The following is a 25,110-nucleotide window of genomic DNA, read 5'->3' as shown; positions in this document are numbered from 1 at the left end:
TGGGCGCGACCAGCCACATACGGCCCGCACCCGGCGACGAACGCGCAGTTCCCCGCCGCTACCTACCGAGCACGGCGGCCAGGGCAACGACAACGAACAAGAGAACAAGCGCACCGGCCATGATCCGGTTCCGGGTCTTCGGGTCCACGTACCCGAGCCTAACCGGCACCCCCGAGCGCCCAACGGGCGACCGCCTCATAACGCGGCTGCTCCCCCGGCACCCCGGACCTCGGCAGCCTGCTCCGCACCAGCACCAGCTCCCCCACCGTCCAGGTACGGCCGGTGAACTCCCCGAGCGCGGCGACATACGGCCGTACGTCCACCGCGTCCCGGCTCCGCGCCACCGTGAGGTGCGCCTTGTACCGCCGGTGCTCCCCCATCTCCACCCCCGCCTTCCGCGCCGCGGCCTCGGCACGGTCGGCGAGCAGCCGCAGGGCCGGCAGCTCCCCCTCCGCCCCCACCCACAGGGCCCGCCCGTGCCCGAACTGGCCACCGCCCCGCAGGGCCAGCGCGAAGGGCTCGGATCGTCGTGCCGCCCGCTCCAGCCGGGCCGACAGCTCCGGTACGAGGCCGTCGTCGACCTCCCCGTAGAAGGCGAGCGTGAAGTGCCACCCTTCCCGCGCCGTCCAGCGAAGCGCCCCCGCGTCCGGCAGCTCCTTCAACTCGGCCACCTCGGCGGCGAGTTCATCGACGACCCCCTCGGGAGGCAGCACGGCGGCGAAGAGTCTCATGAGGCCAGTCTCGCTGTCGGACGCGCGTTCGCTCCCCCCGTGTCCTGGTCACCGTGCGTATCGTTGTACTGCGCGGCTGTCCGTGACCGAGCGGCAGCCGGGGAGGAGCGCCACGATGACCGTCCTTGACGACAGGATCGAGATGGCCGAGGAGTGCGGCGAGCTGACGCTGGACGTTCTGTTCGAGTGGCTCGAGAAGATGCCCATCCCCGAGGGTACGAAGATCGAGATCGTCGGGGGGAACATCTTCATGTCACCGCAGCGGCAGAACCACTGGGAGATCATCTTCGGTATCGCGGAGCAGTTGCGCGCCAAGTACCCCCGCAAGCGGTTGGCATCGGACGTGCGGATCGACTTCCCCGGGCATCTGAACGGCTTCGCCTGCGACCTGGCGGCGATGGCCGACCGGTCGGTCAAGGACAGCAGGGGCCGCTGGCGCTATCAGGACGTCGAATTCGTGGCCGAGGTCATCTCCAAGGACACGGCGGGCAACGACTACGGCCCCAAGAAGGACACCTACGCCGCAGCAGAAGTACCGCTCTACCTGATCGTGGACCCGTACGCCGGCGAGTGGCACCTGCACACCCTGCCGAAGGACGGCAAGTACCACAGCGAGGTCAGCTTCCCCTTCGGGGAAGACATCGACCTGACCGGCACCCCGGTGGGCCTCGTCCTCAAGACCGACGAGTTCCCCCGCGACTGAGCCCGACGTTCTTCCTACGCCGCGGCCGCCAGCTCCTCCCGCCGCTCCCGCGGTACGAACCGCACGACCGGATGGCCGTGGTTCCAGCCCACCGACAGCCGCAGGCCGCCGACCCTGGCCAGGATCAAGCCGATGGTGACGGCCGCCGCCGCGGAGATCGCGCCGCCCACGGCCAGGCCCGCCCGGACGCCGTACGAGTCCGTGACCCAGCCCGCGATGGGTGCGCCGATCGGGGATCCGCCGAGGAAGACCATCATGTAGAGGGCCATGACCCGGCCGCGCATGGCGGGGTCGGTGGCCATCTGGATGCTGGTGTTGGCGGTGACGTTGATGGTCATGCCGAACATGCCGATCGGGGCCATCAGCAGGGCGAACAGCCAGAGGGAGGGGGCGGTCGCGGCCACCAGTTCCAGGGCACCGAAGGCCGCCGCCGCCCCGATCATCACCCGCATCCGGGCCGTACCGCGCCGCGCGGCCAGGAGTGCGCCTGCCAGGGAGCCGACCGCCATCACGGTGTTGAAGGCGCTGTAGGAGCCGGCGCCCGCGTGGAAGACGTCGTCCGCGAAGGCCGAGAGATAGACCGGGAAGTTGAAGCCGAAGGTGCCGATGAACCCGACCAGGACGATGGTCCAGATCAGGTCGGGGCGCCCGGCGACATAGTGCAGTCCCTCCCGCAGCTGGCCCTTTCCGCGCGGTGCCCGCTCGACGACGTGCAGCTCGCGCGCCCGCATCAGCAGCAGGCCTGCGAGCGGGGCGACGAAGGACAGACCGTTGAAGAGGAACGCCCAGCCGGTGCCCACACCGGTGATCATCAGGCCGGCCACGGCGGGGCCGACCAGACGGGCGGACTGGAAGTTGGCGGAGTTGAGGCTGACCGCGTTCTGCAGCTGGTCCGGGCCGACCATCTCGGAGACGAAGGACTGCCGGGCCGGGTTGTCGACGACCGTGGCGAGGCCCACGGCGAAGGCGGCGAGGTAGACGTGCCAGACCTGGACGTGACCGGAGAGGGTCAGCGCGGCGAGTGCGACACCGGTGACGGCCATCGAGGTCTGGGTGACGAGCAGCGTGCCGCGCCTGGGCAGGCGGTCGACGAGGACTCCGCCGTAGAGGCCGAGGAAGAGCATCGGCAGGAACTGCAGGGCCGTCGTGACGCCGACGGCCGTGGCGGAGCCGGTGAGGCTCAGGACCAGCCAGTCCTGGGCGATGCGCTGCATCCAGGTGCCTATGTTGGAGACGACCTGGCCCATGAAGAACAGGCGGTAGTTCCTGACCTTCAGCGAGCTGAACATCGAGGACTTGCGGGAAGGCGGGGGTGAAGCGGGGGTAGTAGGTGTCGGTGCGGGGGCGGAAGCTGCTCCGGGTCCCGTACTCAAAAGGGTTCGCCTCCTCTTTGTTGGCTCGTTCGCCTCCGGGGCGCATTCAGCCGGTGTCGAGCGGCCGACCGTGCTCAACTTTTCGGGCCTCCGCGCGCTCGGCCGCTCGACACCGGCGCGCCCCTTCGGCTCACTCGCGTGGTGTGGCTTACAGGTGTGCGAGCTTCTCCAGCACGGGGGCGGCGGCGCGCAGTTTCGCCCACTCGTCCTCGTCGAGGCCGTCGACCAGGTTGGCCAGGAACGCGTTCCGCTTGGCGCGGCTCTCCGCGAGCATGGCCTCGGCCTGTTCGGTCTTGGTGACGACCTTCTGGCGCCGGTCCTCGGGGTGTGGCTCCAGCCGGACCAGGCCCTTGGCCTCGAGCAGCGCGACGATGCGGGTCATCGACGGCGGCTGCACGTGCTCCTTGCGGGCGAGTTCGCCCGGCGTGGCGCTACCGCAGTTGGAGAGGGTGCCCAGCACCGACATCTCGGTGGGGCTGAGCGACTCGTCGACCCGCTGGTGCTTGAGCCGACGGGACAGCCGCATGACAGCTGATCGCAGGGAGTTCACGGCGGCAGCATCGTCGCCATGGCTGAGGTCCGACATGTTCTTTAGCGTAACTCATTACTCTCGCTAAAGACCAGGCGCGACGCGCCGAATGCCCGTGACACGCGCCACTGAACCGGAACATCACTCATATGGGTGATCGTGACGCGGAACGTGACACACCGCGCCGAACGGTGCCGCGACCCTCGTAGCCATGGGGACCAGTGTGCTCAGCCTGCGGATAGACGGAGAGCTGCTCGAACGGCTCCGGCACCACGCCGCCAAAAGAGGAATGAGCGTCCAGGACTATGTCGTCCGGACGCTCATTCGGGATGACTTCGACGAGCGCTTCCAGTCCGCCGTGGAGGAGACCGAGAGGTTCTACGGCGTCACGTGAGACCGAGCGCGGGCATCAGGTAGTAGAAGCCGAACACCGCCGCGACGACATACATCGCCACCGGGACCTCCCGGCCCCGGCCGGCCGCGAGACGCAGTACCGCGAAGGTGATGAAGCCCATGCCGATGCCGTTGGTGATGGAGTAGGTGAACGGCATCATCACCATCGTCACGAAGGCGGGGATGGCGATGGTGTAGTCGGCCCAGTCGATCTCCTTGACGGAGCCGGCCAGGATCAGGAAGCCCACCGCGAGCAGGGCCGGGGTGGCCGCCTGGGACGGGACCATCGTGGCGACCGGGGTCAGGAACAGGGCGATGGCGAACAGACCGCCGGTGACGACGTTCGCGAAGCCCGTACGGGCGCCTTCGCCGACGCCCGCAGTGGACTCCACGAACGCGGTGGTGGCCGAGGAGGAGCTGGCGCCGCCGGTCGCGACCGCGAGGCCGTCGATGAACAGGACCTTGTTGATGCCCGGCATATAGCCCTGGGCGTCGGTCAGCTTGGCCTCGTCGCTGACGCCCATGATCGTTCCCATCGCGTCGAAGAAGCACGACAGCAGCACGGTGAAGACGAACAGGATGCCGGTCAGCACACCGACGTGGGAGAAGCCGCCGAACAGGCTGACCTTTCCGATCAGACCGAAGTCCGGGGTGGCCACCGGGTTGCCGGGCCACTTGGGCGTCGTGAGGCCCCAGGTCGGGATCTTCGCGACGGCGTTGATGATCAGCGCGAGGACCGTCATCGTCACGATCGAGATCAGGATCGCGCCGGAGACCTTGCGCACGATGAGCGCGAGGGTGAGCAGGGCGCCCAGGATGAAGACCAGGACGGGCCAGCCGTTGAGGTGTCCGGTGCTGCCGAGCTGGAGCGGGACGGTGGTCTGGGCGACGTCCGGGATCCGGGAGACGAAGCCCGAGTCGACCAGGCCGATCAGCATGATGAACAGGCCGATGCCGATGGAGATCGCCTTGCGCAGGCTGTAGGGCACCGCGTTCATGACGCGCTCGCGCAGTCCGGTGGCGACCAGCAGCATCACGATGAAGCCGGCCAGGACCACCATGCCCATGGCGTCCGGCCAGGCCATCCGGGGAGCGAGCTGGAGCGCGACGACCGAGTTCACACCGAGCCCCGCGGCGAGCGCGATCGGCACGTTGCCGACGACGCCCATGAGGAGGGTCGTGAACGCCGCCGTCACGGCCGTCGCCGTGACCAGCTGGCCGTTGTCGAGCTGGTGCCCGTACATGTCCTTCGCGCTGCCCAGGATGATCGGGTTCAGCACGATGATGTAGGCCATCGCGAAGAAGGTGGCGAAGCCGCCGCGGATCTCACGCGGCAGGGTGCTGCCCCGCTCGGAGATCTTGAAGTAGCGGTCGAGAGCGCCGGAGACGGGCGCCTTCCCCGACTGTTCGGGGGTGGGGACCTTGGCGGGAGCCGAGGTGGACATTGGAGATTCCTACGAGCAGAAGTGGACTAGCGCAAACGGTTTCAGTATGAACATATGAGTCCGAGGGCGCTATCTCCGCGCGTAGACCCGTCCGCCTCGTAAGCTGTGCGCATGGCGAAGTGGACCCCCCAGCACGAGGCGCCGGAGCCCCTTGAGGGCCCCGTGGTCGCCACCATCACCGGCGGCACGATCCTCTGGTTCGTCCTCTTCCTGGTGCAGCTTCCCTTCTACGGCTGGTTCGACGACCACGGGCATCTGTGGTGGCTGTGGACGTGCCTGACCGGGGGTGTGCTCGGGCTGTACGGCGTGTGGTTCGTCAGGAAGCGGGACGCCGCGATCAAGCGGGCGGCCGCAACGGGGGCGACGGAACGGGCGACGTCGGCCGAGTAGCACCCGGCGGTGGTGCGGGGCCCCGCTGGGGGCTGCCGCCCCCAGACCCCCGCTTTCGGCCTGAACGGCCTCGTCCTCAAACGCCGGACGGGCTGAAGATGCCGACCGGCGCCGAGAAGTGCGCGTACAACCACCGCACTAGTTCGCTCATCCCCAGGTCGGATCTTCCGGGTGCTCGGCGGGTGAAGGGGTAAATCCACACGTACCGTCGAATGCATGACGCACATCGACGCGGGCGCGGAGCTCGACCCTGTGCACCCTGTTCCCGTTCCGGTGCCGGCGCGGGGGCTGACCGCGGCCGAGGTGGCCGAGCGGGTTGCGCGGGGGCAGGTCAATGACGTTCCGGTGCGCAGCAGCCGGTCGATGGGCGAGATCGTCCGGGCGAACGTCTTCACGCGGTTCAACGCGATCATCGGTGTGCTCTGGCTGATCATGCTGTTCGTCGCGCCGTTCCAGGACAGCCTGTTCGGGTACGTGATCATCGCCAACACCGGCATCGGCATCATCCAGGAGTGGCGGGCGAAGAAGACCCTGGACTCGCTCGCGGTGATCGGTGAGGCGCGGCCCACGGTGCGGCGGGACGGGATGGCGGCCTCGATCAGCACCTCGGAGCTCGTCCTTGACGACCTGATCGAGATCGGGCCGGGGGACAAGGCCGTGGTCGACGGGGTGTGCGTCGAGGCCGACGGGTTGGAGATCGACGAGTCGCTGCTCACCGGCGAAGCCGACCCGGTGGTCAAGAAGCCCGGGGACCAGGTGATGTCGGGCAGCTTCGTGGTGGCCGGCGGCGGTGCCTTCAAGGCCACCAAGGTGGGCCGCGAGGCCTACGCCGCCCAGCTCGCCGAGGAGGCATCCCGCTTCACCCTGGTCCACTCCGAGCTGCGCACCGGTATCTCGACGATCCTCAAATACGTGACCTGGATGATGATCCCGACCGCGATCGGCCTGGTCATCAGCCAGCTGGTGGTCAAACAGCACGGCTTCAAGGACTCGGTCGCGCGGACGGTGGGCGGCATCGTCCCGATGGTCCCGGAGGGGCTGGTGCTGCTGACGTCGGTCGCCTTCGCGATAGGCGTCATACGACTTGGCCGAAAACAGTGCCTGGTGCAGGAGCTGCCCGCCATCGAGGGCCTCGCCCGCATCGACACCGTCTGCCTCGACAAGACCGGCACCCTCACCGAGGGCGGCATGGACGTCACCGAACTCAGGCCGCTGCAGGGCACCGACGAGTCGTACGTACGCAAGGTCCTCGGCGCCCTCGGCGAGTCCGACCCGCGGCCGAACGCCTCGCTGCAGGCGATCATCGACGCCTACCCGGACGTCGAGGACTGGCGCTGCACGGAGTCCCTGCCCTTTTCCTCCGCCCGCAAGTACAGCGGTGCCACCTTCAGCGAGGGCAACGGCGAGTCGAGTACCTGGCTGCTGGGGGCGCCCGACGTGCTGCTGGCCGCCGGCGATCCGGCCCTCAAGGAGACCGGGCGGCTCAACGAGCAGGGTCTACGGGTGCTGCTGCTCGCCCGGGCCGGCCGCGAGCTGGACGATCCCGAGCCCGCGAACGGGGCGAGGCCCGCCGCCCTCGTCGTCCTCGAACAGCGGCTGCGCCCCGACGCGGCGGACACCCTGCGCTACTTCGCCGACCAGGACGTCCGCGCCAAGGTGATCTCCGGCGACAACGCCGTCTCGGTCGGCGCGGTGGCCGCCAAGCTGGGCCTGACCGGCACGACCGTGGACGCCCGGCACCTGCCCTCCGAGCAGGAGGAGATGGCGAAGTCGCTCGACAAGGGCACGGTGTTCGGACGGGTCACTCCGCAGCAGAAGCGGGACATGGTGGGCGCCCTGCAGTCCCGCGGCCACACGGTCGCGATGACCGGCGACGGCGTGAACGACGTACTCGCCCTCAAGGACGCCGACATCGGCGTGTCCATGGGCTCGGGTTCCGAGGCCACCCGGGCGGTCGCGCAGATCGTGCTGCTGAACAACAGCTTCGCGACGCTGCCGTCGGTGGTCGCGGAGGGCCGGCGGGTCATCGGCAACATCACCCGGGTGGCGACCCTGTTCCTGGTGAAGACGGTCTACTCGGTGCTGCTGGCGGTGCTGGTGGTGTGCTGGCAGGTGGAGTACCCGTTCCTGCCGCGCCACCTGACGCTGCTGTCGACCCTGACGATCGGCGTCCCGGCCTTCTTCCTCGCCCTGGCGCCCAACAAGGAACGGGCGAAGCCCCACTTCGTACGGCGGGTGATGCGGTACTCGATCCCGGGCGGGGTGCTGGCCGCGGTGGCGACCTTCGTGACGTATCTGATCGCCCGCCACTACTACACCGGGCCGGGCCAGTTGGATGCGGAGACCAGCGCCGCCACGCTGACCCTGTTCCTGATCTCCATGTGGGTCCTGGCGATCATCGCCCGCCCCTACACCTGGTGGCGGATCGCCCTGGTGGCCTCGATGGGCGTGGCGTTCCTCTTCGTGCTGATCGTGCCGAAGCTCCAGCACTTCTTCGCGCTGAAGCTGGTCGGCGAGACGATGCCGTGGGTCGCGGTCGGCATCGCGGCGGTGGCGGCGGTCGCCCTGGAGCTGCTGTGGAAGTGGGTCGACCGCCGCGTTCCCGCCTAGCGGGTGCGGATGCCTACTGCACGTCGACGAAGTCGCCCGTGGCGTTGACCGCCGGGGTCGTCGAGGTGCCCGCGAAGGCGTAGCGGTAGTAGCCGTCGACCGTGGCCGTGGTCGTCGTCTTCAGGTCACCCGTGGTGCTCGTCTTGATGGTCTTCAGCGTGGTGTAGGTGCTGGAGCCCTTCTTGCGGAACTGCAGCTGCACCGGCTGGGTGCTGTAGCCGTGGTACTTGTTGTCCTCCCAGTTGGCGCGGGAGAGCTTGCCGACCACGGTGATGGTCTTGCCCTTGTTCACCGGCTCCGGGGTGGCGTTGACCGTCAGCCTGGAGTTGCGCTGGACGAGGGTGCTGCCGAGGTCGCCCTTCTCTGTGTATCCGACCTTGGTGATGTCGAAGGTGTCGCTGGTCGGGTCCTGCCCGTTGAAGGCGATGGCCAGGGCCGCGCCCTTCCAGGTTCCGGCTTCGGAGTTGCTGAGTTCGCCCTGGCCCGGGTGAGCGGTGATGAGGCCCGTGCAGGTGGCGATGGTGGCCGAGGTGGCGGTGCAGGTGGCCGGGTTGTCGCCGAACAGCGCGGGCGTGTCCAGGTTGTCGAAGTCGCCCCGGTAGATGAAGGGGGCGGTCAGGAAGTCGTCGGCCGTGATGTCGACATCTGCGCCGTGGGTCATGGTGTAGGTGACCTTGGTGGAGACGTCGGCGGTCGTGCCGACCTTGATCGCCTTGGCGATCTTGAAGTTGGAGAAGGTGGCGTCCAGCGGGTACGGCTGGGGCTCAGCGTCCGCGGACGAGCTGAACGCGGTCTTACCGGAGGCCGCGTGGGCGGCCTGCAGAACCTTCGCGACGTCCGCCCGGAACGAGTCGGCGGAGTCTGCGGCGTGCGCGGCCGGCAGGGCGAAGGTGGAGATGGCCAGGGCGCCGGAGACGGCGGCCACGGTGGCACGTATGCGCATGTGTTCCCCAAGTGGAGAAAGTGATCGGGGAGCCTGTTGGCTCGCGTGATCAGATCCGTGGCGGTTGTGCAAGGTTGTACGGCCGAGGAGGATTTCTTTACGGGGATTGCACATCCCAGACGGGTCGTGACCGTCAGTCGAACCACCGGTCCCGCGCCAGCTCCTCCGTCCGCGACGGGTCCTCCAGCAGGGCCGCCACCTCGAAGCGGCGGGGCCACTGGCCCGCCGCCCAGGCGAGGCCGGCGGCGACGCCCTCCAGGGTGGCCGCGTGCAGGACTCCGTCCGCCGTCAGGCGCCAGTCCAACTCGACGCCGTCGACGACGAGTTCCTCGTGCTCGACGTACGTAGCGGGGGTACCGGCGCCCAGCAGGACCCGTACCGCGTCCGGTACGTCGTGTTCGGTGCCCTCGGAGGTGACTTCGCCCGTCACGGATTCGCTCAGGCGCCGCACCTGGAACAGTTCGGCCAGTTCGGCGGCCCGGGCCGGACGTACCGGCAGGAGGGGGACACCCTCGGTGAAGGGCAGCAGGTCCGGGGAGTCGACGACCACGGCGTCGGCGGCGTCCACGACCTCGATCCGGCCGTCGACCACGGCCCGCAGCTCGTCCGGCAGGGTCACCTGCTCGGGGTCCAGGTCGGCCAACGCGCCGTAGAGAGCGTGCAGTTGGGCCCCCGTGACCTCACGCTCCGGGTCCGCGAGGCGGTCCAGGAGTTCCGCGGCGCCGCCCGGCTCGTCGAGCAGGGCCGACACCGACGTCCGTACGCCGAGCGCCCGCAGCACCTGCTCGTCGTCGAAGCCGGTCGCGTCGGCCTCGTCGTACAGGCCTCGCAGGAGGGGGTCGCCGCCGGACGCCAGCAGGCCTGCCGGGCGGCGGCCGTCGAGGACCGGGTGGCCGCGCAGCCACCAGGCCGTGTAGGGCCGTACGACCTCGTGCGTGCCGTCGGGGAGCAGGATCCGTACCGGCTGGGTGAGGGCGTCGCGCAGGGGCGGCTGGGCGAGCAGGGCGAGGGCCTGCGGCCACTTGTCGTCGTCGACCAGGTCCAGGTCCCGTACGGCGACCAGTTCGGTGGCGACCGGCGGTACGGGGGTGTCCGGGAAGCGGTCGAGGACGTCCTCGCTCCACACGTCCACGGCGTCCAGCAGCCCCGCGTCGTCGGGTTCGGCGTAGTCGCCTTCGCGCGGCTCCAGTTCGTCGGGGTCCAGCACCACGTCCGTGGCCCGTACGAGCGCGAAGTTGGCGAGGACACCGCAGGCGGCCAGTGGTTGTTCGCCCCACTTGTCGGCCAGCTCGGCGTCGACGGTGGCGAGTTCGTCCGCCCGCATCACCTGATGGAAGGGGCTGCCGGGAAGGACGAGTTCACCGGCGGGGGCGAGTTCGCCGTCCTCGTCGGGCAGGGCGAGGGCGCCGAGCCACGGCTCGTCGCCCGGCTCCAGACCGGCGTCCCGTACGAGCGCGAGCACCGTGTCGGCCAGCTCCTCGGCGCCGGGCGCGTCCTGCTCCCAGTCGAGGCCGCCCTCGTCGTCGAGGGAGGCGGCCACGGCGGCCCGTACCTGCGGGGTGGTGAGGACGGCGCGGGGCGTCGCGGGGAGGGCGCCGAGCTTCTCCAGGAGGGGGTGGGCCGCGTCCGGGTGGGCGACCTTCAGGCCGAGCCGGGCGAGCACCTCGGGGTCGATGCGGGCGGCGTCGGCGGTGGGCAGGAGCACCTGGCGGGGGCCGATGGTGGTACGTCCGTCGGCGAGCGGCACGGGGAGTCCGGAGAGGCGGTCCGGGTCGACGCCGGCGAGGCTGTCGTAGAGCCGCCGCCACCAGCCGGGCTCCTTCTCGAGACCGGCGAGGCGGTCGATCGCGTCGGTGAGCGGGACGCGGGCGACGCCCAAGGTGCGCAGTTCCACGCGCCGTTCGAGCCCGGCGGGCAGGAGGGTCGGGAGCACCTCCGCGAGGACCTGCACCGTGTCGTGGCCCGCGCCTTCGACGATCTCGGCGTCGCGGGGGCGCAGGGACTCCGGGAGGTCGGAGTCGTGCTCGTGCTCGTGATCGTGATCGTGGTCCTTGCCGGGTTCGGCGGCGGGCGGGAGAAACTCAGTCCGCGGGAGGCGTTCGAGGATCGCCTGGCGCAGTGCGCCGTCCAGCTCGCCCTTGCCGAGCGGGCCGGGGACGAGGTCGATGATGCCCCCGGTCACCGGGCGCCAGTCGGCGAGGAGTTCGGCGTACGCGTCCGCCGCGCGCTGCACGAGGAAGTCGGTGAGGGGGCCGGGTGCCGCGTGCCGGCGGGTGGTGTCGAGGGGGAAGGAGGCGATGAGCAGGGCGGGGACGCCGAGGGGTTCGTCGCTGGGGGTGGGGGCGTGGACGACGGCGCTGGTGCGGGGGCGGGCCGGGGAGCTGTCGGTGGCGTTGACGGGCACGGCCCAGGTGAGGGACCAGTGCGGCCGGAGGCGCTCCTCCACGGGGCGGTCGGCGAGCAGGTCGGGGGTGAGGGGACCGTGCGCGGAGGACGTACGCCAGTGGGTGGTGCCGCCCCGGGAGTCGTCCACGACGGTGAAGGAGCCGTTGGTGCGGCGGCTGAGGGTGCGGGGGCTGCCGCCGTTGATCTCGACGACGACCTCTTCGAGGCCCGGGAGGGCGAGGAGCAGGGCGTCGTCGACGGCGCCCAGGAGGCGTTCGGCGAGGTCGGTGGCGGCGGTGTCGCGCAGCGGGAGGATGACGGCGGTGTCGTACGGGTCCGGGGCGGTGCCCTGGGCGGCGAAGGGGAGCCGCAGGAGCGGGACGTGGCCGTCCCGGCGGCGGATCTCGTCGCCCAGGCCCGGGCTGTGCCGTGCCGTGTCGGCGGCGATTTCCCGGGCCTCGGCGAGGGACCAGCGGACGCCGCCGTGGCGGCCGACCAGGGCGGGTTCGTCGGTGACGGCGAGTACGGCGGCGAAACCGACGCCGAAGCGGCCGACTGCCGTGTCGTGGGCGTCGCGTTTGGCGGAGGCGCGGAGGGTGGAGAGCGACTCGACGCCTGTTGCGTCCAGGGGCGCGCCGGTGTTGGCGGCGACGAGGACGCCGTCGCGGAGGGTGAGGCGGAGGCGGCCGGGGACGGCTGCGCGGGCTGCGGCGTCGGCGGCGTTCTGGGCGAGCTCCACGACGAGGCGGTCGCGGTAGCCGCCGAGGACGAGGTCCTCCTCGGCGTTGGCGTCCTCGCGGAAGCGGGCGGGGCTGGTGGCCCAGGCGTCGAGTACGCCTCGCCTGAGGCGGGCGGTTCCGAAGGGGTCCGCGCCCTCTGGTGCGGGCCGCACGAACTTGCTCACGTTGGCTCTCCTCATCGGCCCTCATCGGCGTGAGCTCGAAGGTACCGCGAGTTGTTCTTCGCCCCCGCCGCCCCTACCCGTCCCGTCCCGGGGGCCGGCCCCCGGACCCCTGCTCCTCAAACGCCGGAGGGGCTGGATCTGGCGTAGCCCGTCCCAGCCCGAAGCGGTGGAGGCTTACGAGTGACCCAGGTCCGCCGCTTCCCCGTCGGAGACGGCCGGTACGGACCCCGAGTCCGGGGCGGGCCGCAGGGGGAACGGGTCCACCCGGGTCTCGTCGATCACCGGAGGTGCCGGCTGCGGGGGCTTCGGCATGACCGCGGCCTCCGAGTGGCCCCCGCAGCCGTAGGCCAAGGACACCACGCGGCCGTCGGCCGGGGAGAACTCGTTGGCGCAGACGCCGAAGGCCTGGCCCAGGGAACCGCCGATCGGCTGCAGGAAGCCGCAGCTCACGCAGGACGCCGGTGCCGCCTGCGCCATCGGCGTCTTGGCGCCGTACGACTCCTCCCAGCGGTCCGCGGCGACATGCAGGCCGTAGCGGGACAGGACCCGGGCGCGGCGCATGCCGAGTTCTTCGGCGACGGCGGCGATGGAGCCCCGGGTCGGGGCGACCGGGAGGTTCGCGGGTGCGGCCGCGGTGACCTCCGCGTCCTCCGCCTCCACCAGCTCCGCCATCTCCTCGGAGACGGCCGAGCTCGGCACGGGCTCCTCCTCGCCGGAGTAGCCGGGCTCCAGGCGCAGGTCCTCGGCGTCCGTCGGGAGCAGATCACCGGGGCCCATGTCGCCGGGCCGCAGGCGTTCGCTCCACGGCACCCACTCCGGGGCGAGCAGCGCGTCCGGGCCGGGCAGCAGGACGACCTCGTCCAGGGTGACCAACTTGGCGCGGGAGGCGCGGGCGACCGTCACGGCCCAGCGCCAGCCGCGGTACCCGAGTTCCTTGCACTCGAAGAAGTGCGTGACAACGCGGTCGCCCTCGGACTCCAGCCCCACATGCTCGCCGACCACGCCTGGTGCGGCGGCCTCCTCGGCGGCGGCGCGGGCGAGGTCGACGGCCTCGGCGCACAGGCGGTCGGGGGTGCGGCTTCGCGTTGTCGCTGCGCTCACAGGTATCGCTTCTCTCCTACGCCGTCACTCGGGTGCGCCGGCCTGAAGGCGGTGGGTGCGGACGGAGCGGACCGGGGGACCGCGTCGACGTCCGCGCCCGATCGCACTCGGGCGCACCTCATGCATCCATTCTGCGGGATGTCCGAGAGGCGCGCGGCCGAGAACGTTCGCCACGACGCGCTACGCACGCTACCTTCTCCCGACCGCTCGGCCTACACCGACGGGAGGTTTCCCCCCGCCGGCCCGGCAACTATCTGGCATGCACCTGGGAAAAGCAGAGGAACTACGCGCCCATACGCGCGGTAACCGCACTACACACAGGTTTCTCGGGGCACTATGACGGAGTGGCAGCCGCAAGGACGCCCCAAGGAGCCACCAGGGTCGGTGGGATAAGGGGCAGCAGTCGTGGTGGCGGTTCGGGCCGGTTCGTCGGGTCCGTCCGCGCGATCGGCCGTGCGCTGCACTTCCCGGTGACCGGAACGGCCCGCGGGATCAGAAAGGCCACGCATGCGCACGGCGCCGGTGAGTCGGGCCTCGGCAAGCTGATCGAACTGCACGCGGTGAACGGTGCCGGTGACGTCATGGTCACCGTCGCACTCGCCTCCACCGTCTTCTTCTCCGTGCCGACCGACGAGGCACGGGGGCGTGTCGCGCTCTACCTCGCCATCACCATGGCGCCCTTCACCGTCCTCGCACCCGTGGTCGGCCCGCTCCTGGACCGGCTGCCGCACGGCCGCCGCGCGGCGATGGCGGGCTCGATGCTCGCCCGGGCGCTGCTGGCCCTGATCATCGCCGGGGCCGTCGCCGGCGGCAGCCTGGAGCTGTATCCGGCCGCGCTGGGCGTGCTGGTCGCCTCGAAGGCTTACGGGGTGGTCAGAAGCGCGGTCGTGCCCCGGTTGCTGCCGCCCAAGTTCTCCCTGGTGAAGGCGAACTCCCGGGTGACGCTCGGCGGTCTTCTCGCCACGGGTGTCGCGGCGCCGATCGGGGCGGGGCTGCACGCCATCGGTCCGCGCTGGCCGCTGTACGGCGCCTTCGTGATCTACATCTGGGGCATGTTCCTGTCCTTCTCCCTGGCGCCGAAGGTGGACTCGGCCAAGGGTGAGGACACAGCGCTGCTGGCGGCGGACGAGCAGCATCTGCACGGGCCGCACATCAAACCGGTCAAGAAGCCGGGCCTGAGGACCGTCGGTATCGCGGTCACCCACGCCCTCGGCGCCAACGCGGCCCTGCGCTGGCTGTCCGGGTTCCTGACCTTCTTCCTCGCCTTCCTGCTGCGCGAGCATCCGCTGACCGGCGAGAGCGCGGCGGTGTCGCTGGGCCTGGTGGCCGTCTCGGCGGGCGCGGGCAACGCGCTCGGTACGGCGGTCGGGGCGTGGCTGCGGCAGCGGGCGCCGGAGATCATCGTCGTCACGGTGCTGCCGATCGTGCTCGGCGTGGCGATCACGGCGGCGATCTTCTTCGGCGCGTTCCTGGTGGCGTGTCTCGCCGCGTTCGCCGGGTTCTCGCAGGCCCTGGCCAAGCTGGCACTGGACGCGCTGATCCAGCGGGACGTGCCGGAGACGGTGCGCCCCTCGGCGTTCGCGCGTTCCGAGACCATGCTGCAGATGGCCTGGGTGCTGGGCGGCGCGATCGGGATCGTGATGCCGCTGAACGGCGCGGCGGGGCTGTCCCTGGCCGCCGCGGTGATCGCCCTGGGCTGGCTCACCACGGTCCGCGGGCTGCTCGGCTCGGCCCGGCACGGGGGCGTGTCGAAGCCTCGCGTGGCGTAACACACAGGCACGCCGCCCCCCAGGTAAAGAGAGCGTCGGACACGCCCTATAGCCTTCGCCCATGACCTCGATGCAATCCGTTGTGCGACGCCGCCGCGCTGTCGCCGCCGCCGGCGCCGTTTCCGCCGGACTGCTCGTCCTGTCGGCGTGCGACAAGCCGACGCCGCTGTCCACCATCACGGTCGGCCGCTCCTCCGTCAGCTCGGAGGCCACCTGCGGCGGCGAGAGCAAGGCCCTGCAGACCGCGGACCTGGCGAAATGCCTGAAGGACACGGACATCAAGTCCATCAAGGTCGACCCCGACGACACCGTCCGCTTCGGCGTCGACCCCAAGATCGCCGACAAGCGGTGGACGATCCTGATGAACGGTCAGCCGCTGACCGAGGACAGCAACAAGACCTACCGCACCATCCCGGGCAGCGTCTTCTTCAACGCCCAGTACGGCGCCCAGGGCAACTCCACCCTGGTCACCATCAAGGCGGGCGACGGCAAGAAGGGCGGCAGCACGGTCACCGGCCTGTGGTCCTTCAAGCTCAAGAAGAACGACTGACCCCGCCTGCCGAGCCTGCCGGGTCCTTCGTGTCTTTGGTACGTGTCCTCGTGGCCACCGCGGTACCCGTCGAACGGGACGCGGTGGCCCGGGCGTTCACGGGTGAGGGCCACCTGGTGATCGCCGCAGGTGTGGGCCCGGCGCTCGCCGCGGCCTCCACCGCGACCGCCCTGACCACCGCCGCCCTGAGCGGCACCCCCTACCACCTCGTGGTCTCCGCCGGAATCGCCGGCGGTTTCCAGCCCGAGGCCCCGCTCGGCTCCCTCGTGGTCGCCGACGAGATCACCGCGGCCGACCTGGGCGCCGAGACGCCCGAGGGCTTCGTCCCGGTGACGGAACTCGGCTTCGGGACCGTCACCCATCGTCCGCCGGATGCACTCGTACGAGACCTCGCGGCCGCCACCGGGGCGCGAACCGGCACCGTACTCACCGTCTCCACCGTGACCGGCACCGCCGAGCGCGCCGCCGCCCTGCGCGCCCGCCACCCCCGCGCCCTCGCCGAGGCCATGGAGGGCTTCGGGGTGGCCGAGGCGGCCGCCGCGCACGGTGTGCCGGTGCTGGAGATACGCGCGGTCTCCAACCCGGTCGGCCCGCGCGACCGCGCCGCCTGGCGCATCGGCGACGCCCTGGCGGCCCTGACGGAGGCCTTCGGGAAGCTCGCGCCCGTACTGGAGAGTTGGAACCAGCATGACCAGTGAGCCCGTACACCCCGCACAGCCCCTGCAGATCGCGTACTCCCCCTGCCCGAACGACACCTTCGTCTTCGACGCCCTCGCCCACGGCCGCGTCCCCGGCGCACCCGCGCTGGATGTGACCTTCGCGGACATCGACAGCACCAACGGCATGGCCGAGCGGGGCGAGTTCGACGTCCTGAAGGTGTCGTACGCCGTGCTGCCGTACGTCCTCGACGAGTACGCGCTGCTGCCGTGCGGGGGTGCGCTGGGGCGGGGCTGCGGGCCGCTGGTGCTCACCCGTGGGCCCGGAGACCTGACGGGGCGTACCGTCGCCGTGCCGAGCGAGAAGTCGACGGCGTATCTGCTGTTCCGGCTCTGGGCCGCCGACACGGTGCCCGGCGGGGTCGGCGAGATCGTGGTCATGCCGTTCCACGAGATCATGCCCGCCGTGCGGGACGGGAAGGTCGACGCGGGGCTCGTCATCCACGAGGCGCGCTTCACGTACCAGAACTACGGCCTGCACAAGCTCGCCGACATGGGCGAGCACTGGGAGGACACCACCGGGCTGCCCATCCCGCTGGGCGCGATCATCGCGAAGCGGTCGCTCGGGGCCGAAGTGCTGACGGGGCTCGCCGAGTCGATCCGCTCGTCCGTGCGCGCCGCCTGGGACGAGCCCGAGGTCTCCCGGCCATACGTCATGGAGCACGCCCAGGAAATGGACCCGGCCGTCGCCGACCAGCACATCGGCCTGTACGTCAACGAGTTCACCCACGACCTGGGCGTGGACGGCTACGCGGCCGTGCGGGGACTGCTCACTCGTGCGGCGGCCGAAGGTCTCGTGCCGGCACTCGGGCCCGAAGCCCTGTCGTTTCCCTGAGCAGCGGCGGGCCGAGGGGCTGGTGCCGCCCCTCGGCCCGGATGCGCTCGAATTCCCGTAGCGGATGCGGGAATTGTTGAGGGTTATACGTCCAGCTGGTCGGCGACCGCCCGCAGCAGGCCCGCGATCTTCTTGCCGGAAGCCCTGTCAGGGTAGCGGCCCTTCTCGAGCATCGGGGTGATGTTCTCCAGGAGGGTCGTCAGATCCTGCACGATGGAGGCCAGTTCGTCCGGCTTCTTGCGGGTGGCGGCCGCAACCGACGGGGTCGGGTCCAGGACGGTGACGGAAAGCGCCTGGTCGCCGCGCTGGCCGGCGACCACACCGAACTCCACTCGCTGACCCGGCTTGAGCGTCTCGACTCCGGCGGGGAGGACCGAGGAATGGACGAAGACGTCGCCGCCGTCGTCACGGGAGAGAAAGCCGAAGCCCTTCTCGCTGTTGAACCACTTGACCTTGCCGGTAGGCACGTCTGTCCTCGTCCTCGTACTCGTCGGAAAACTGCTTCGGAAACGGCTCTTGATAGCACTCGGGCGGGTCGTCGGGGACCCGCCGGTACCAAGGCTAATGGTCTTCAGGCCGGTGACAAGACGTCGCCGGGTTGTTCCTTCGCGCAGGGAACTACCCTGGTCCGGTGCGTGACAAAACCCAAACGAATTCCGCCGAGCCCGGTGACCGACTGATCCGTGCCGGTGCCATCGTGTTCTTCCTCGGTGCGCTGGCCACACTCGTCACTGTGGCTCCGCTGTTCCTCCACGCGAAGCCATTTCCGACGTACATGTTCGGACTGAGCATGCTCATGGGGGTCGGCTTCCTGATCGCCGGCGCCGGAGTGCTGCGGTCGATCGCGGCGGGCCGCCGTCAGGCTCGCGCCGGGCGGTAGTCGGCGAGCCAGCCGGGGAACTCCGTGAGGTCCGCGAGGACGACGTCCGCCCCGGCCGTGCTCAGTTCCTCCGCGCTGCACGGTCCGGTGGCCACGGCCACCGACAGCGCGTCGGCCTTGCGCGCGCCGCGTACGTCGCCGGTGTGGTCGCCGACGTAGATCCCGGCGCCGTGCTCGCGCAGCGCCTCCGCCTTCTGCTCGGCCCACAGGTCGCCGACGACCTCGTCGGGGTGGATGCCGAGGTGTTCCAGGTGCAGCTTGGCGTTCGGCTCGTACTTGGCCGTCACGACGACGGCGCGTCCGCCGGCCGCCTGTACGGCGGCGATGGCCTCGCGGGCGCCGGGCATCGCGGGGGTGGCGGTGATGGCGATCGTGGGGTACATCGACCTGTACAGGTCGGCCATCTCCGCCAGTTGCTCCTGGGGAAACCAGTTGATGAGCTCCTCGGCGAGGGGAGGTCCCAGCCGGGTGATCGCGAGATCGGCGTCGATGTACGTTCCCGTCCGCTCGGACAGTGCGAGGTAGCAGGCATGGATGCCTGGGCGGGAGTCGATGAGGGTCATGTCGAGGTCGAAGCCGACGGTGGGCGCAGTTGTGTAGGCCATATGGGCCATTGTGCCTACTGACTCGATCCCATTCGTTGTGTGGCGGCTGCGGGTGTGTGGGGGGCTTGTCGCGCCCCGCGGCGGAGCCGCATATCGATACAGACCCGCGCCCCTCAGGGGCGCCTTTGTGAGCGCCAGGTGATGAAGAGGGCCGACAGCAGGGCCGCGCCCCTGACCACCCACGGCCAGGTCTGAGCGATCGCCTCGTTCATGTGGCCCTGGGGTATGGGGGTGCCCCAGCGGCCGGTGTTTCTGCCCCAGAGCCAGATGAGGCCGGCGGTGACGGCGAGGCCGGGCATGCCGATGACCGCCCACTTGGACTCGTTGCGGGTGAGGCGACGGGAGGCGTAGGCGATGACCCAGCCGAGCAGCAGGGCGAACCAGTTGCCGAGGATCGCGCCGACGACGAGCAGGCCGGCGGCGATCAGGAGGAGCGGGTTGCTCCAGCCGCCGGCGGGGAGCGCGAGGCGGCGACGCGGGGCGGCGGCCTCGGGTGCGGTGTCCTCCCCGGCTTCCGGGGCCTGCTCGACGGCCGGTGGCGGCTCCTTCTCGAGTTCCTTCGGGCGCGGTGGCCTGAGCAGGTCGGGGATCTCAACGCCGCCGGTGAAGCCGGGGACGGTGTCGCCGAAGGGGGTGCTGTCGACCCGCCACCAGTCGGGCTGGGTGGCGCTGTTGCCGAGTTCCTCGGCGCTCGCCATGTGCGGCGGGGAGGGGGCGGCCGTCTCGGGCCGGACCGGCTGGGCGGGGCGCGGGCGCGGTACGGCCCGGCGCAGGCTCTTCGGCAGGCGCCTGCCGTCCTCCGGCTCGTCGTCGCGCTGTACCGGCACATGGGTGGGGGCGGAGTGCGGTTCCGAGGCGGTGCCCCCCGCCGCGGCGACGACCTCGTCGGGGGTGCCGAGCCGGGACAGGATGCGGCGGACCGCGGCGGGACTGTCGACGGTGGCCTTCGCCCGGCGGCGGTCGATCTCGCCCCGCAGCTCCGAGACCAGGCGCATGCGTGCGGCGGACGGCAGTTGCCGCTGCTGCGCCACGTCGCCGACGCGGCTCAGATACTCGTAGACGACCTTGTCACTCTCGATCCCCACGAAGTCCCCTTTGGGGTGGGTGCGTTGCTTTCCCGTGGTACTTCCCGTGACGACGGTAGCGCAGGCCGCGGGTCACGTCGGTCGGCACACCAGCGGGTATTTCGTTTCCGAGCAGGGGCGGTTGCCGTACTGGCGCAGGACGTCCTTGCCGCCCTGGTCGGTGAGGTAGCGCAGGAAGGCGGCGGCGATGGAGTCGGCGGGCGGTTCGCCGTAGGTGTAGGCGTACTCGGTCTGCCAGTACGGGTAGGTGCCGTTCTCGACGCCGTCGAGGGTGGGCGGCATGTCGTCGATGCGGAGCTTGACGAGTCTGCCGGAGGTCACGCTGCTGACCTCGCTGTAGCCGAGGGCGCCCGGGATGGCGGCCGTGCGGTCCAGCAGGTTGTCGGTGCTGTCGGCCTCGCAGACCCCGGGCTTGTTGCGGTCCAGGGCGGAGCAGTCATTCACGTCGGCCTCGGGGACGGGCCGGCCCTTGAGCACGCGTTTCTCGAGGGCGTTGCGGGTGCCGGAGTTGCGGTAGCGGTCGACGAGGTGGACGGGGAGGTCGGCACCGCCCACCTCGGACCAGTTGGTGATCTTCCTGGCGTAGATGTCGCGGACCTGCTGCAGGGAGAGGTTGCGGACCTTGGCGTCCTCGTTGACGACGAGGGTGAACAGTGTGTACGCGATCGGACGCGGCAGGATCTGGGGGTGGTTGCCCTCCGTCGGGCCGTCGGTGAAGGCGATGTGGTCGCGGAGCCCTTCTTCGCCCGAGATCCCGGCGTCATCGCCGGTCTTCTCCAGGGCGGCGACGCCGTTCCCGCTGCCCTGGAAGGTGCCCCCGTCGACGGGGATGTGTGCGCCCTTGGCCGCGCACAGCTTCACGTATTCGTCGGCGGCGGCCTTCACCGCGGGGGCGAAGGCGGTGGAGCCGCCGAGGTGGAGGGTGCCGCCGACGCAGTCCAGTGGGGCGGGCTCGTCGCGTACGAAGAGGGTCAGGCCCGCCTGGACCATGACGGCCATCGCCAGCAGGACGATGCCGAACCAGGCGGGGCGGGACGCGAAGACATGGCTCTCGGTCCTGGCGACCTTGAAGCGGAAGAACCGGAGCACCGGGTCGAACCACCGGCGGCGGCCACCGACGGCCCCACGGAAGACGGGCTTCGGGAAGGGCTCCCTGCTCTGGTCGTCGGGCCAGCGCTCCAACACCACGAGCACCTTGTACTCGGCCCGCACCGGGAGCTTCACCTTCGGCAGCCGGATGACGCCCTGCCGTTCGGGCAGGTGGTTGTCGTGGCCGAAGCCCGGGACGGCCTGGTTGTCCCGGATGAAGGCGTCACGCAGTTCGTCCTGGCTCAGCTCGGTGACGACCAGGGCCGCGACCTGGCGCTCGCGGAAGGTGACGCGTATGCCGCAGGGGTCGCTGTCGGGGGTGAGGTAGTCGCCCTCCTCGATCGGGGCCGTCCCGGCGTTCTCGATCCGCAGCAGGACGAAGGAAGGATCCTTCAGGTGATGGCCGTCCTGCTGCATGTCCCGCAGCACGCCGGCGTACGGCGACTGGGTCGCGTCCGCGGCGAGCGTGTCCATCTGCACGCGGTAGCCGAGCCGCTTGCGGCCGACGACGGCGAACTCCCACAGGAACGCCGCGAAAGGAAAGCCGACGCTGATGAGAGCAACCCACTTGTCGAAGTCGAGGTTCACCCCGGGCCCCCAGTTCCCCCGTGTTCCGCCGAACGCCCAATCGCCCGTAACTGCCGCGCAGTTGACAGGGAGCCCAGGGTGACCAGTGAGTGCCGAGTGGGGCCAGGATTGCCGCAATCGTCCTGCTGAAGTTCATCCAGGCGCCACCTGTGAAACGTCCCGTTAGCCAAACTCAGCCCGTCCGGCGTTTGAGGACGAGGCCCCTTAAGGGCCGACGGGGGTCTGGGGGCGGAGCCCCCAGGGACCGCGAGCCCCACTCACCCGCACCTGCTCCGCCCAACCGCCGGAGGCAACCCGCTACCGTGGGTCGGATGAGCACCCCGGCCGCTCCGCGTTCACTCGCAGAGGCACTGCGCAACAGGGACGACGCCTCCCTGGCGGCACTGCTGCGCGCCCGCCCCGATCTCATCACGCCCGTCCCCACCGACCTCACGCAGCTGGCGACCCGGGCCGGCACCCGTGCGTCGGTCGTGCGGGCGCTGGAGCGGCTGGACCGTTTCGCGCTGCAGACGGCCGAGGCGCTGGCGGTGGCCGCGGATCCGGCCGGCTACGAGGAGCTGCTCGGGCTGATGAGCGGTGACGGGGGCGACCCGGCCGTCGCAGCGGCGCTCCCCCGTGCCCTGGCGACCCTGCGTGAGCAGGCCCTGGTGTGGGGCGGTGACGACCGGCTGCGGCTGGTGCGGACGGCCCGTGAGCTGCTCGCGCCCTCGCCGCAGCACCCGTCGCCGACGGGGCTCGGGCCCACGGTGCAGGAGGCGACGGCGGGTATGTCGCCGGGCCGCATCCAGGAGATCGTCACCGCGGTCGGGCTGCCCTCGACGCACGACTCGGTCTCCGCCGTGGCGTCCCTCACCGCCCTGTTCGGCGACCGCGCCCGGATGGCCGCGCTGCTGGCCGAGGCGTCCCCGGAGTCCCGGGAGGTGCTGGACCGTCTGGTGTGGGGGCCGCCGTACGGGCAGGTCACGGCCGATCCGGCGCCCCGGCTGCGCTGGCTCCTGGACCGCGGGCTGCTGCTGCCGACGGCACCCGGAACCGTCGTACTCCCCCGGGAAGTGGCCCTGCACTTGCGCGGCGGCCGTGCGCATCGTGCCGTCGAGCCGCTGCCGCCCGCCCTGGAGGTGACGGCCGCGCACCGTCCACAGGTTGTGGACGCGACGGCGGCCGGGCAGGCGTACACGGCGCTGGCGACCGTGGAGGAACTGCTGAAGGACTGGGACGAGGGCGGGCCCACGGTACTGCGGGCCGGCGGTCTCAGCGTGCGCGACCTCAAGCGCACCGCCGTGGCCCTCGACGTGTCCGAGCCCGTAGCCGCCTTCTGGGTCGAGCTGGCGTACGCGGCCGGGCTGCTGGCCTCCGACGGGGAGGCCGACGAGCGGTATGCGGCGACCCCGGCCTACGACGAGTGGCTGGAGCTGCCGGCCGCCGAGCGCTGGGCCCAGCTGGCGCAGTCGTGGCTGACGGCGACGCGGACGGCGGGCGTCGTCGGGGGCCGGGACGCCAAGGAACGCACCTTGTCGGCGCTGGGACCGGGCCTCGACCGCTCCGCGGCTCCGGAGGTACGGCACCGGGTGCTGAGCCTGCTGGCCGGGCTGCCGGAGGGCGCCTCCCCGTCCGCCGAGTCCGTCCTGGCCCGGCTGCGCTGGGAGCGGCCCCTGCGCGGCCCCCAGCAGAACGACGACCTGCGCGGACGGCTGGCCACCTGGGCGCTGTCGGAGGCGGAGATGCTGGGCGTGACGGGCCGGGGCGCGCTGTCGGCACACGGCAGGGCGCTGCTCGGGGCGCCCGCGCCTGCACCCGCGCCGAAGGACACCGAGCCCGCGCAGGAGGGCCCCGGCGACAAGCTGCCCGTCCACCACGTGCCGCTCGTCGTCGAGCCCCTGACCCCCACCGAACAGGCCACCGCCTCCGCCACGGCCGGCCGTCTGCTCGCCCCGCTCCTGCCCGAGCCCCTGGACCACGTGCTGCTCCAGGCGGACCTCACCGCGGTCGCCCCCGGCCCGCTGAAGCGCCCGCTGGCCGACATGCTGGACGTACTGGCGGACGTGGAGTCGAAGGGCGGGGCCACGGTCTACCGCTTCACACCGGGCTCGGTACGGCGCGCTCTGGACGCGGGCCGCACGGCCACCGACCTGCACGCCTTCCTGAGCGCCCACTCCCGCACGCCCGTACCGCAGCCGCTGACGTATCTGATCGACGACGTGGCCCGCAAACACGGGCATCTGCGGGTGGGCGCGGCCTCGGCGTACGTCCGCTGCGACGACGACACGATGCTCAACGAGATCATGGCCGACAAGCGCGCCGCGGCCCTGCGGCTGCGCCGCCTCGCGCCCACCGTCCTCGCCACCCAGGCCGATCCGGCGACCCTCCTGGACGGGCTGCGCGCGATGGGCTTCGCACCGGCCGCCGAGTCGGCCGAGGGCGACGTCCTGATCACCCGCGCCGACGCCCACCGCACCCCGCCGCGCACCGCCCCCGAGCCGGTCCCGGACGGCCCGCCCACCCCCGACGCCACGCTCCTGGCGGCGGCGATCCGCGCGATCCGGGCCGGCGACCTGGCCTCCACGGCCCCGCGCAAGCAGACCCCGTCGACGTCGCCGACCGGCGACCTCCCCCGCACCACCCCCGCCGAGACCCTCGCCACCATGCAGGCCGCCGTCCTCACCGGCGAAGCCCTGTGGATCGGCTACGTCAACGCCGAGGGCGCCGCCAGCCAGCGCGTCATCGCCCCGATCCGCGTCGAGGGCGGCTTCGTGACGGCCTACGACCACACAGCGGACGAGGTCAGGACATACCCACTGCACCGCGTCACAGGAGTCGCCGAACTCGCAGACGACTGACCACGCCCGAACCCGACCGGCCACAGGCGGTCACCGCCATTTCCCGATCCCGCTCCGCCCCCCTCGAAGGCGGCTTTCGCAACCGCCCCACAACCACACAGCGGACGACCTACAAACGTACCCACTGCACCCCCTCACAGGAGCCCCCGAACGCGCGGCGAACAACCACGCCCGAACCCGACCGGCCAGGCGGTCACCGCCATTTCCCGATCCCGCTCCGACCCCCCTCGAAGGCGGCTTTCGCAACCGCCCCACAACCACACAGCGGACGACCTACAAACGTACCCACTGCACCCCCTCACAGGAGCCCCCGAACGCGCGGCGAACAACCACGCCCGAACCCGACCGGCCACAGGCGGTCACCGCCATTTCCCGATCCCGCTCCGATCCCCGTCGAAGGCGGCTTTCGTGACCGCCCTACAACCACACAGCGCACGACCTACAAACGTACCCACTGCACCCCCTCACAGGAGCCCCCGAACGCGCGGCGAACAACCACGCCCGAACCCGACCGGCCACAGGCGGTCACCGCCATTTCCCGATCCCGCTCCGACCCCCCTCGAAGGCGGCTTTCGCAACCGCCCCACAACCACACAGCGGACGACGTACGGCCGTACCCGCTGCACCGCGTCACAGGAACTCCCTAGCG

At 71.1% G+C, this 25,110-nt stretch carries 21 protein-coding genes; 10 read left to right on the top strand and 11 right to left on the bottom strand.

Annotation, left to right across the window (positions count from 1 at the left end; translation table 11 throughout):
• Positions 1–158 precede the first annotated feature (158 nt).
• A complete protein-coding gene (gene thpR / locus ABD355_RS09280; RefSeq protein ID WP_344399659.1) occupies positions 159–731 on the bottom strand; it encodes an RNA 2',3'-cyclic phosphodiesterase in 573 nt (190 codons plus the stop codon).
• A gap of 115 nt (positions 732–846) precedes the next feature.
• Here thpR and ABD355_RS09275 point away from each other — a divergent pair, with 115 nt between their 5' ends.
• Positions 847–1,434 carry a Uma2 family endonuclease gene (locus tag ABD355_RS09275; RefSeq protein WP_344399658.1) on the top strand — a complete coding sequence of 196 codons (588 nt, stop codon included), beginning with the start codon at positions 847–849 and terminating at the stop codon, positions 1,432–1,434.
• 14 nt (positions 1,435–1,448) lie between these two features.
• Here ABD355_RS09275 and ABD355_RS09270 read toward each other — a convergent pair whose 3' ends face one another.
• Both ABD355_RS09270 and ABD355_RS09265 read right to left on the bottom strand, forming a co-directional pair.
• Complete coding sequence (locus ABD355_RS09270) at positions 1,449–2,807, bottom strand: MFS transporter (RefSeq protein ID WP_344399657.1); 1,359 nt, start codon at positions 2,805–2,807, stop codon at positions 1,449–1,451.
• Positions 2,808–2,955: 148 nt separating this feature from the next.
• Positions 2,956–3,393 (bottom strand): MarR family winged helix-turn-helix transcriptional regulator, encoded by a 438-nt coding sequence (locus ABD355_RS09265; RefSeq protein WP_030941110.1) that lies wholly within the window; start codon positions 3,391–3,393, stop codon positions 2,956–2,958.
• Between the two features lie 154 nt (positions 3,394–3,547).
• Between ABD355_RS09265 and ABD355_RS09260 the strand changes: the two genes are divergently transcribed.
• Positions 3,548–3,730 carry a ribbon-helix-helix protein, CopG family gene (locus tag ABD355_RS09260; protein ID WP_115907461.1) on the top strand — a complete coding sequence of 61 codons (183 nt, stop codon included), beginning with the start codon at positions 3,548–3,550 and terminating at the stop codon, positions 3,728–3,730.
• Here ABD355_RS09260 and ABD355_RS09255 read toward each other — a convergent pair.
• Entirely contained in the window at positions 3,723–5,174 is a 1,452-nt protein-coding gene (locus ABD355_RS09255) for an NCS2 family permease (RefSeq protein ID WP_344399656.1), read from the bottom strand. The genes ABD355_RS09260 and ABD355_RS09255 overlap by 8 nt on opposite strands.
• Positions 5,175–5,285: 111 nt before the next feature.
• Here ABD355_RS09255 and ABD355_RS09250 point away from each other — a divergent pair, with 111 nt between their 5' ends.
• Together ABD355_RS09250 and ABD355_RS09245 are read left to right on the top strand one after the other, a co-directional pair.
• The gene (locus ABD355_RS09250) at positions 5,286–5,564 is read left to right on the top strand and encodes a DUF2530 domain-containing protein (protein ID WP_344399654.1); all 279 of its coding nucleotides are present in this window, start codon (positions 5,286–5,288) and stop codon (positions 5,562–5,564) included.
• A gap of 216 nt (positions 5,565–5,780) precedes the next feature.
• The gene (locus tag ABD355_RS09245; RefSeq protein ID WP_344399653.1) at positions 5,781–8,174 is read left to right on the top strand and encodes an HAD-IC family P-type ATPase; all 2,394 of its coding nucleotides are present in this window, start codon (positions 5,781–5,783) and stop codon (positions 8,172–8,174) included.
• A gap of 13 nt (positions 8,175–8,187) precedes the next feature.
• Here the strand turns inward: ABD355_RS09245 and ABD355_RS09240 are convergent, their stop codons facing one another.
• From ABD355_RS09240 to ABD355_RS09230, 3 genes are all read right to left on the bottom strand, one after another.
• Positions 8,188–9,117, bottom strand: a complete 930-nt coding sequence (locus ABD355_RS09240; protein ID WP_344399652.1) for a hypothetical protein — start codon at positions 9,115–9,117, stop codon at positions 8,188–8,190.
• Positions 9,118–9,250: 133 nt separating this feature from the next.
• Entirely contained in the window at positions 9,251–12,406 is a 3,156-nt protein-coding gene (locus ABD355_RS09235; RefSeq protein ID WP_344399651.1) for a sacsin N-terminal ATP-binding-like domain-containing protein, read from the bottom strand.
• Positions 12,407–12,580: 174 nt separating this feature from the next.
• A complete protein-coding gene (locus ABD355_RS09230) occupies positions 12,581–13,507 on the bottom strand; it encodes a DUF3027 domain-containing protein (RefSeq protein WP_344399650.1) in 927 nt (308 codons plus the stop codon).
• A 344-nt stretch (positions 13,508–13,851) separates the two neighbouring features.
• Between ABD355_RS09230 and ABD355_RS09225 the strand changes: the two genes are divergently transcribed.
• The 4 genes from ABD355_RS09225 to ABD355_RS09210 all read left to right on the top strand — a co-directional run bounded on the left by ABD355_RS09225 (position 13,852) and on the right by ABD355_RS09210 (position 17,377).
• Complete coding sequence (locus ABD355_RS09225; protein ID WP_344399649.1) at positions 13,852–15,276, top strand: MFS transporter; 1,425 nt, start codon at positions 13,852–13,854, stop codon at positions 15,274–15,276.
• 61 nt (positions 15,277–15,337) lie between these two features.
• Positions 15,338–15,826 carry a DUF2771 domain-containing protein gene (locus tag ABD355_RS09220; protein ID WP_344399648.1) on the top strand — a complete coding sequence of 163 codons (489 nt, stop codon included), beginning with the start codon at positions 15,338–15,340 and terminating at the stop codon, positions 15,824–15,826.
• Positions 15,827–15,855: 29 nt separating this feature from the next.
• The gene (locus tag ABD355_RS09215; protein ID WP_344399647.1) at positions 15,856–16,524 is read left to right on the top strand and encodes a futalosine hydrolase; all 669 of its coding nucleotides are present in this window, start codon (positions 15,856–15,858) and stop codon (positions 16,522–16,524) included.
• Positions 16,514–17,377 (top strand): 1,4-dihydroxy-6-naphtoate synthase, encoded by an 864-nt coding sequence (locus ABD355_RS09210; RefSeq protein ID WP_344399645.1) that lies wholly within the window; start codon positions 16,514–16,516, stop codon positions 17,375–17,377. Before ABD355_RS09215 ends, ABD355_RS09210 begins: the two co-directional genes overlap by 11 nt.
• A gap of 83 nt (positions 17,378–17,460) precedes the next feature.
• On the opposite strand, the gene ABD355_RS09205 is transcribed toward ABD355_RS09210, so the two are convergent.
• Positions 17,461–17,844, bottom strand: coding sequence for a cold-shock protein (locus ABD355_RS09205; protein WP_344399644.1), 384 nt, complete (start codon positions 17,842–17,844; stop codon positions 17,461–17,463).
• 164 nt (positions 17,845–18,008) lie between these two features.
• Between ABD355_RS09205 and ABD355_RS09200 the strand changes: the two genes are divergently transcribed.
• On the top strand, positions 18,009–18,257 hold the full coding sequence (locus ABD355_RS09200; RefSeq protein WP_030941140.1) for a hypothetical protein: 249 nt from the start codon (positions 18,009–18,011) through the stop codon (positions 18,255–18,257).
• Here ABD355_RS09200 and ABD355_RS09195 read toward each other — a convergent pair.
• The 3 genes from ABD355_RS09195 to ABD355_RS09185 form a co-directional block, all read right to left on the bottom strand.
• The gene (locus ABD355_RS09195; protein WP_344399643.1) at positions 18,236–18,871 is read right to left on the bottom strand and encodes an HAD family hydrolase; all 636 of its coding nucleotides are present in this window, start codon (positions 18,869–18,871) and stop codon (positions 18,236–18,238) included. The genes ABD355_RS09200 and ABD355_RS09195 overlap by 22 nt on opposite strands.
• Before the next feature lie 104 nt (positions 18,872–18,975).
• Positions 18,976–19,947 (bottom strand): hypothetical protein, encoded by a 972-nt coding sequence (locus ABD355_RS09190; RefSeq protein WP_344399642.1) that lies wholly within the window; start codon positions 19,945–19,947, stop codon positions 18,976–18,978.
• A gap of 72 nt (positions 19,948–20,019) precedes the next feature.
• Positions 20,020–21,624 carry a PstS family phosphate ABC transporter substrate-binding protein gene (locus tag ABD355_RS09185; protein ID WP_344399641.1) on the bottom strand — a complete coding sequence of 535 codons (1,605 nt, stop codon included), beginning with the start codon at positions 21,622–21,624 and terminating at the stop codon, positions 20,020–20,022.
• Between the two features lie 311 nt (positions 21,625–21,935).
• On the opposite strand from ABD355_RS09185, the gene ABD355_RS09180 reads away from it, so the two are divergent.
• A complete protein-coding gene (locus ABD355_RS09180) occupies positions 21,936–24,461 on the top strand; it encodes a helicase-associated domain-containing protein (RefSeq protein ID WP_344399640.1) in 2,526 nt (841 codons plus the stop codon).
• Positions 24,462–25,110 lie beyond the last annotated feature (649 nt).

The organism is Streptomyces longisporus (assembly GCF_039532765.1).
Taxonomy (GTDB): domain Bacteria; phylum Actinomycetota; class Actinomycetes; order Streptomycetales; family Streptomycetaceae; genus Streptomyces; species Streptomyces longisporus.
This window is presented reverse-complemented; position numbering and strand designations above follow the sequence as displayed.

What these genes read in the sequence shown, in the direction of transcription:
- ABD355_RS09220 (WP_344399648.1), top strand. Translation starts at nt 15,338, where the DNA reads ATGACCTCGATGCAATCCGTTGTGCGACGCCGCCGCGCTGTCGCCGCC.
- ABD355_RS09245 (WP_344399653.1), top strand. Translation starts at nt 5,781, where the DNA reads ATGACGCACATCGACGCGGGCGCGGAGCTCGACCCTGTGCACCCTGTT.
- ABD355_RS09265 (WP_030941110.1), bottom strand. Translation starts at nt 3,393, where the DNA reads ATGTCGGACCTCAGCCATGGCGACGATGCTGCCGCCGTGAACTCCCTG.
- ABD355_RS09180 (WP_344399640.1), top strand. Translation starts at nt 21,936, where the DNA reads ATGAGCACCCCGGCCGCTCCGCGTTCACTCGCAGAGGCACTGCGCAAC.
- ABD355_RS09210 (WP_344399645.1), top strand. Translation starts at nt 16,514, where the DNA reads ATGACCAGTGAGCCCGTACACCCCGCACAGCCCCTGCAGATCGCGTAC.
- ABD355_RS09195 (WP_344399643.1), bottom strand. Translation starts at nt 18,871, where the DNA reads ATGGCCCATATGGCCTACACAACTGCGCCCACCGTCGGCTTCGACCTC.
- ABD355_RS09240 (WP_344399652.1), bottom strand. Translation starts at nt 9,117, where the DNA reads ATGCGCATACGTGCCACCGTGGCCGCCGTCTCCGGCGCCCTGGCCATC.
- ABD355_RS09260 (WP_115907461.1), top strand. Translation starts at nt 3,548, where the DNA reads ATGGGGACCAGTGTGCTCAGCCTGCGGATAGACGGAGAGCTGCTCGAA.
- ABD355_RS09255 (WP_344399656.1), bottom strand. Translation starts at nt 5,174, where the DNA reads ATGTCCACCTCGGCTCCCGCCAAGGTCCCCACCCCCGAACAGTCGGGG.
- ABD355_RS09250 (WP_344399654.1), top strand. Translation starts at nt 5,286, where the DNA reads ATGGCGAAGTGGACCCCCCAGCACGAGGCGCCGGAGCCCCTTGAGGGC.
- ABD355_RS09275 (WP_344399658.1), top strand. Translation starts at nt 847, where the DNA reads ATGACCGTCCTTGACGACAGGATCGAGATGGCCGAGGAGTGCGGCGAG.
- thpR (WP_344399659.1), bottom strand. Translation starts at nt 731, where the DNA reads ATGAGACTCTTCGCCGCCGTGCTGCCTCCCGAGGGGGTCGTCGATGAA.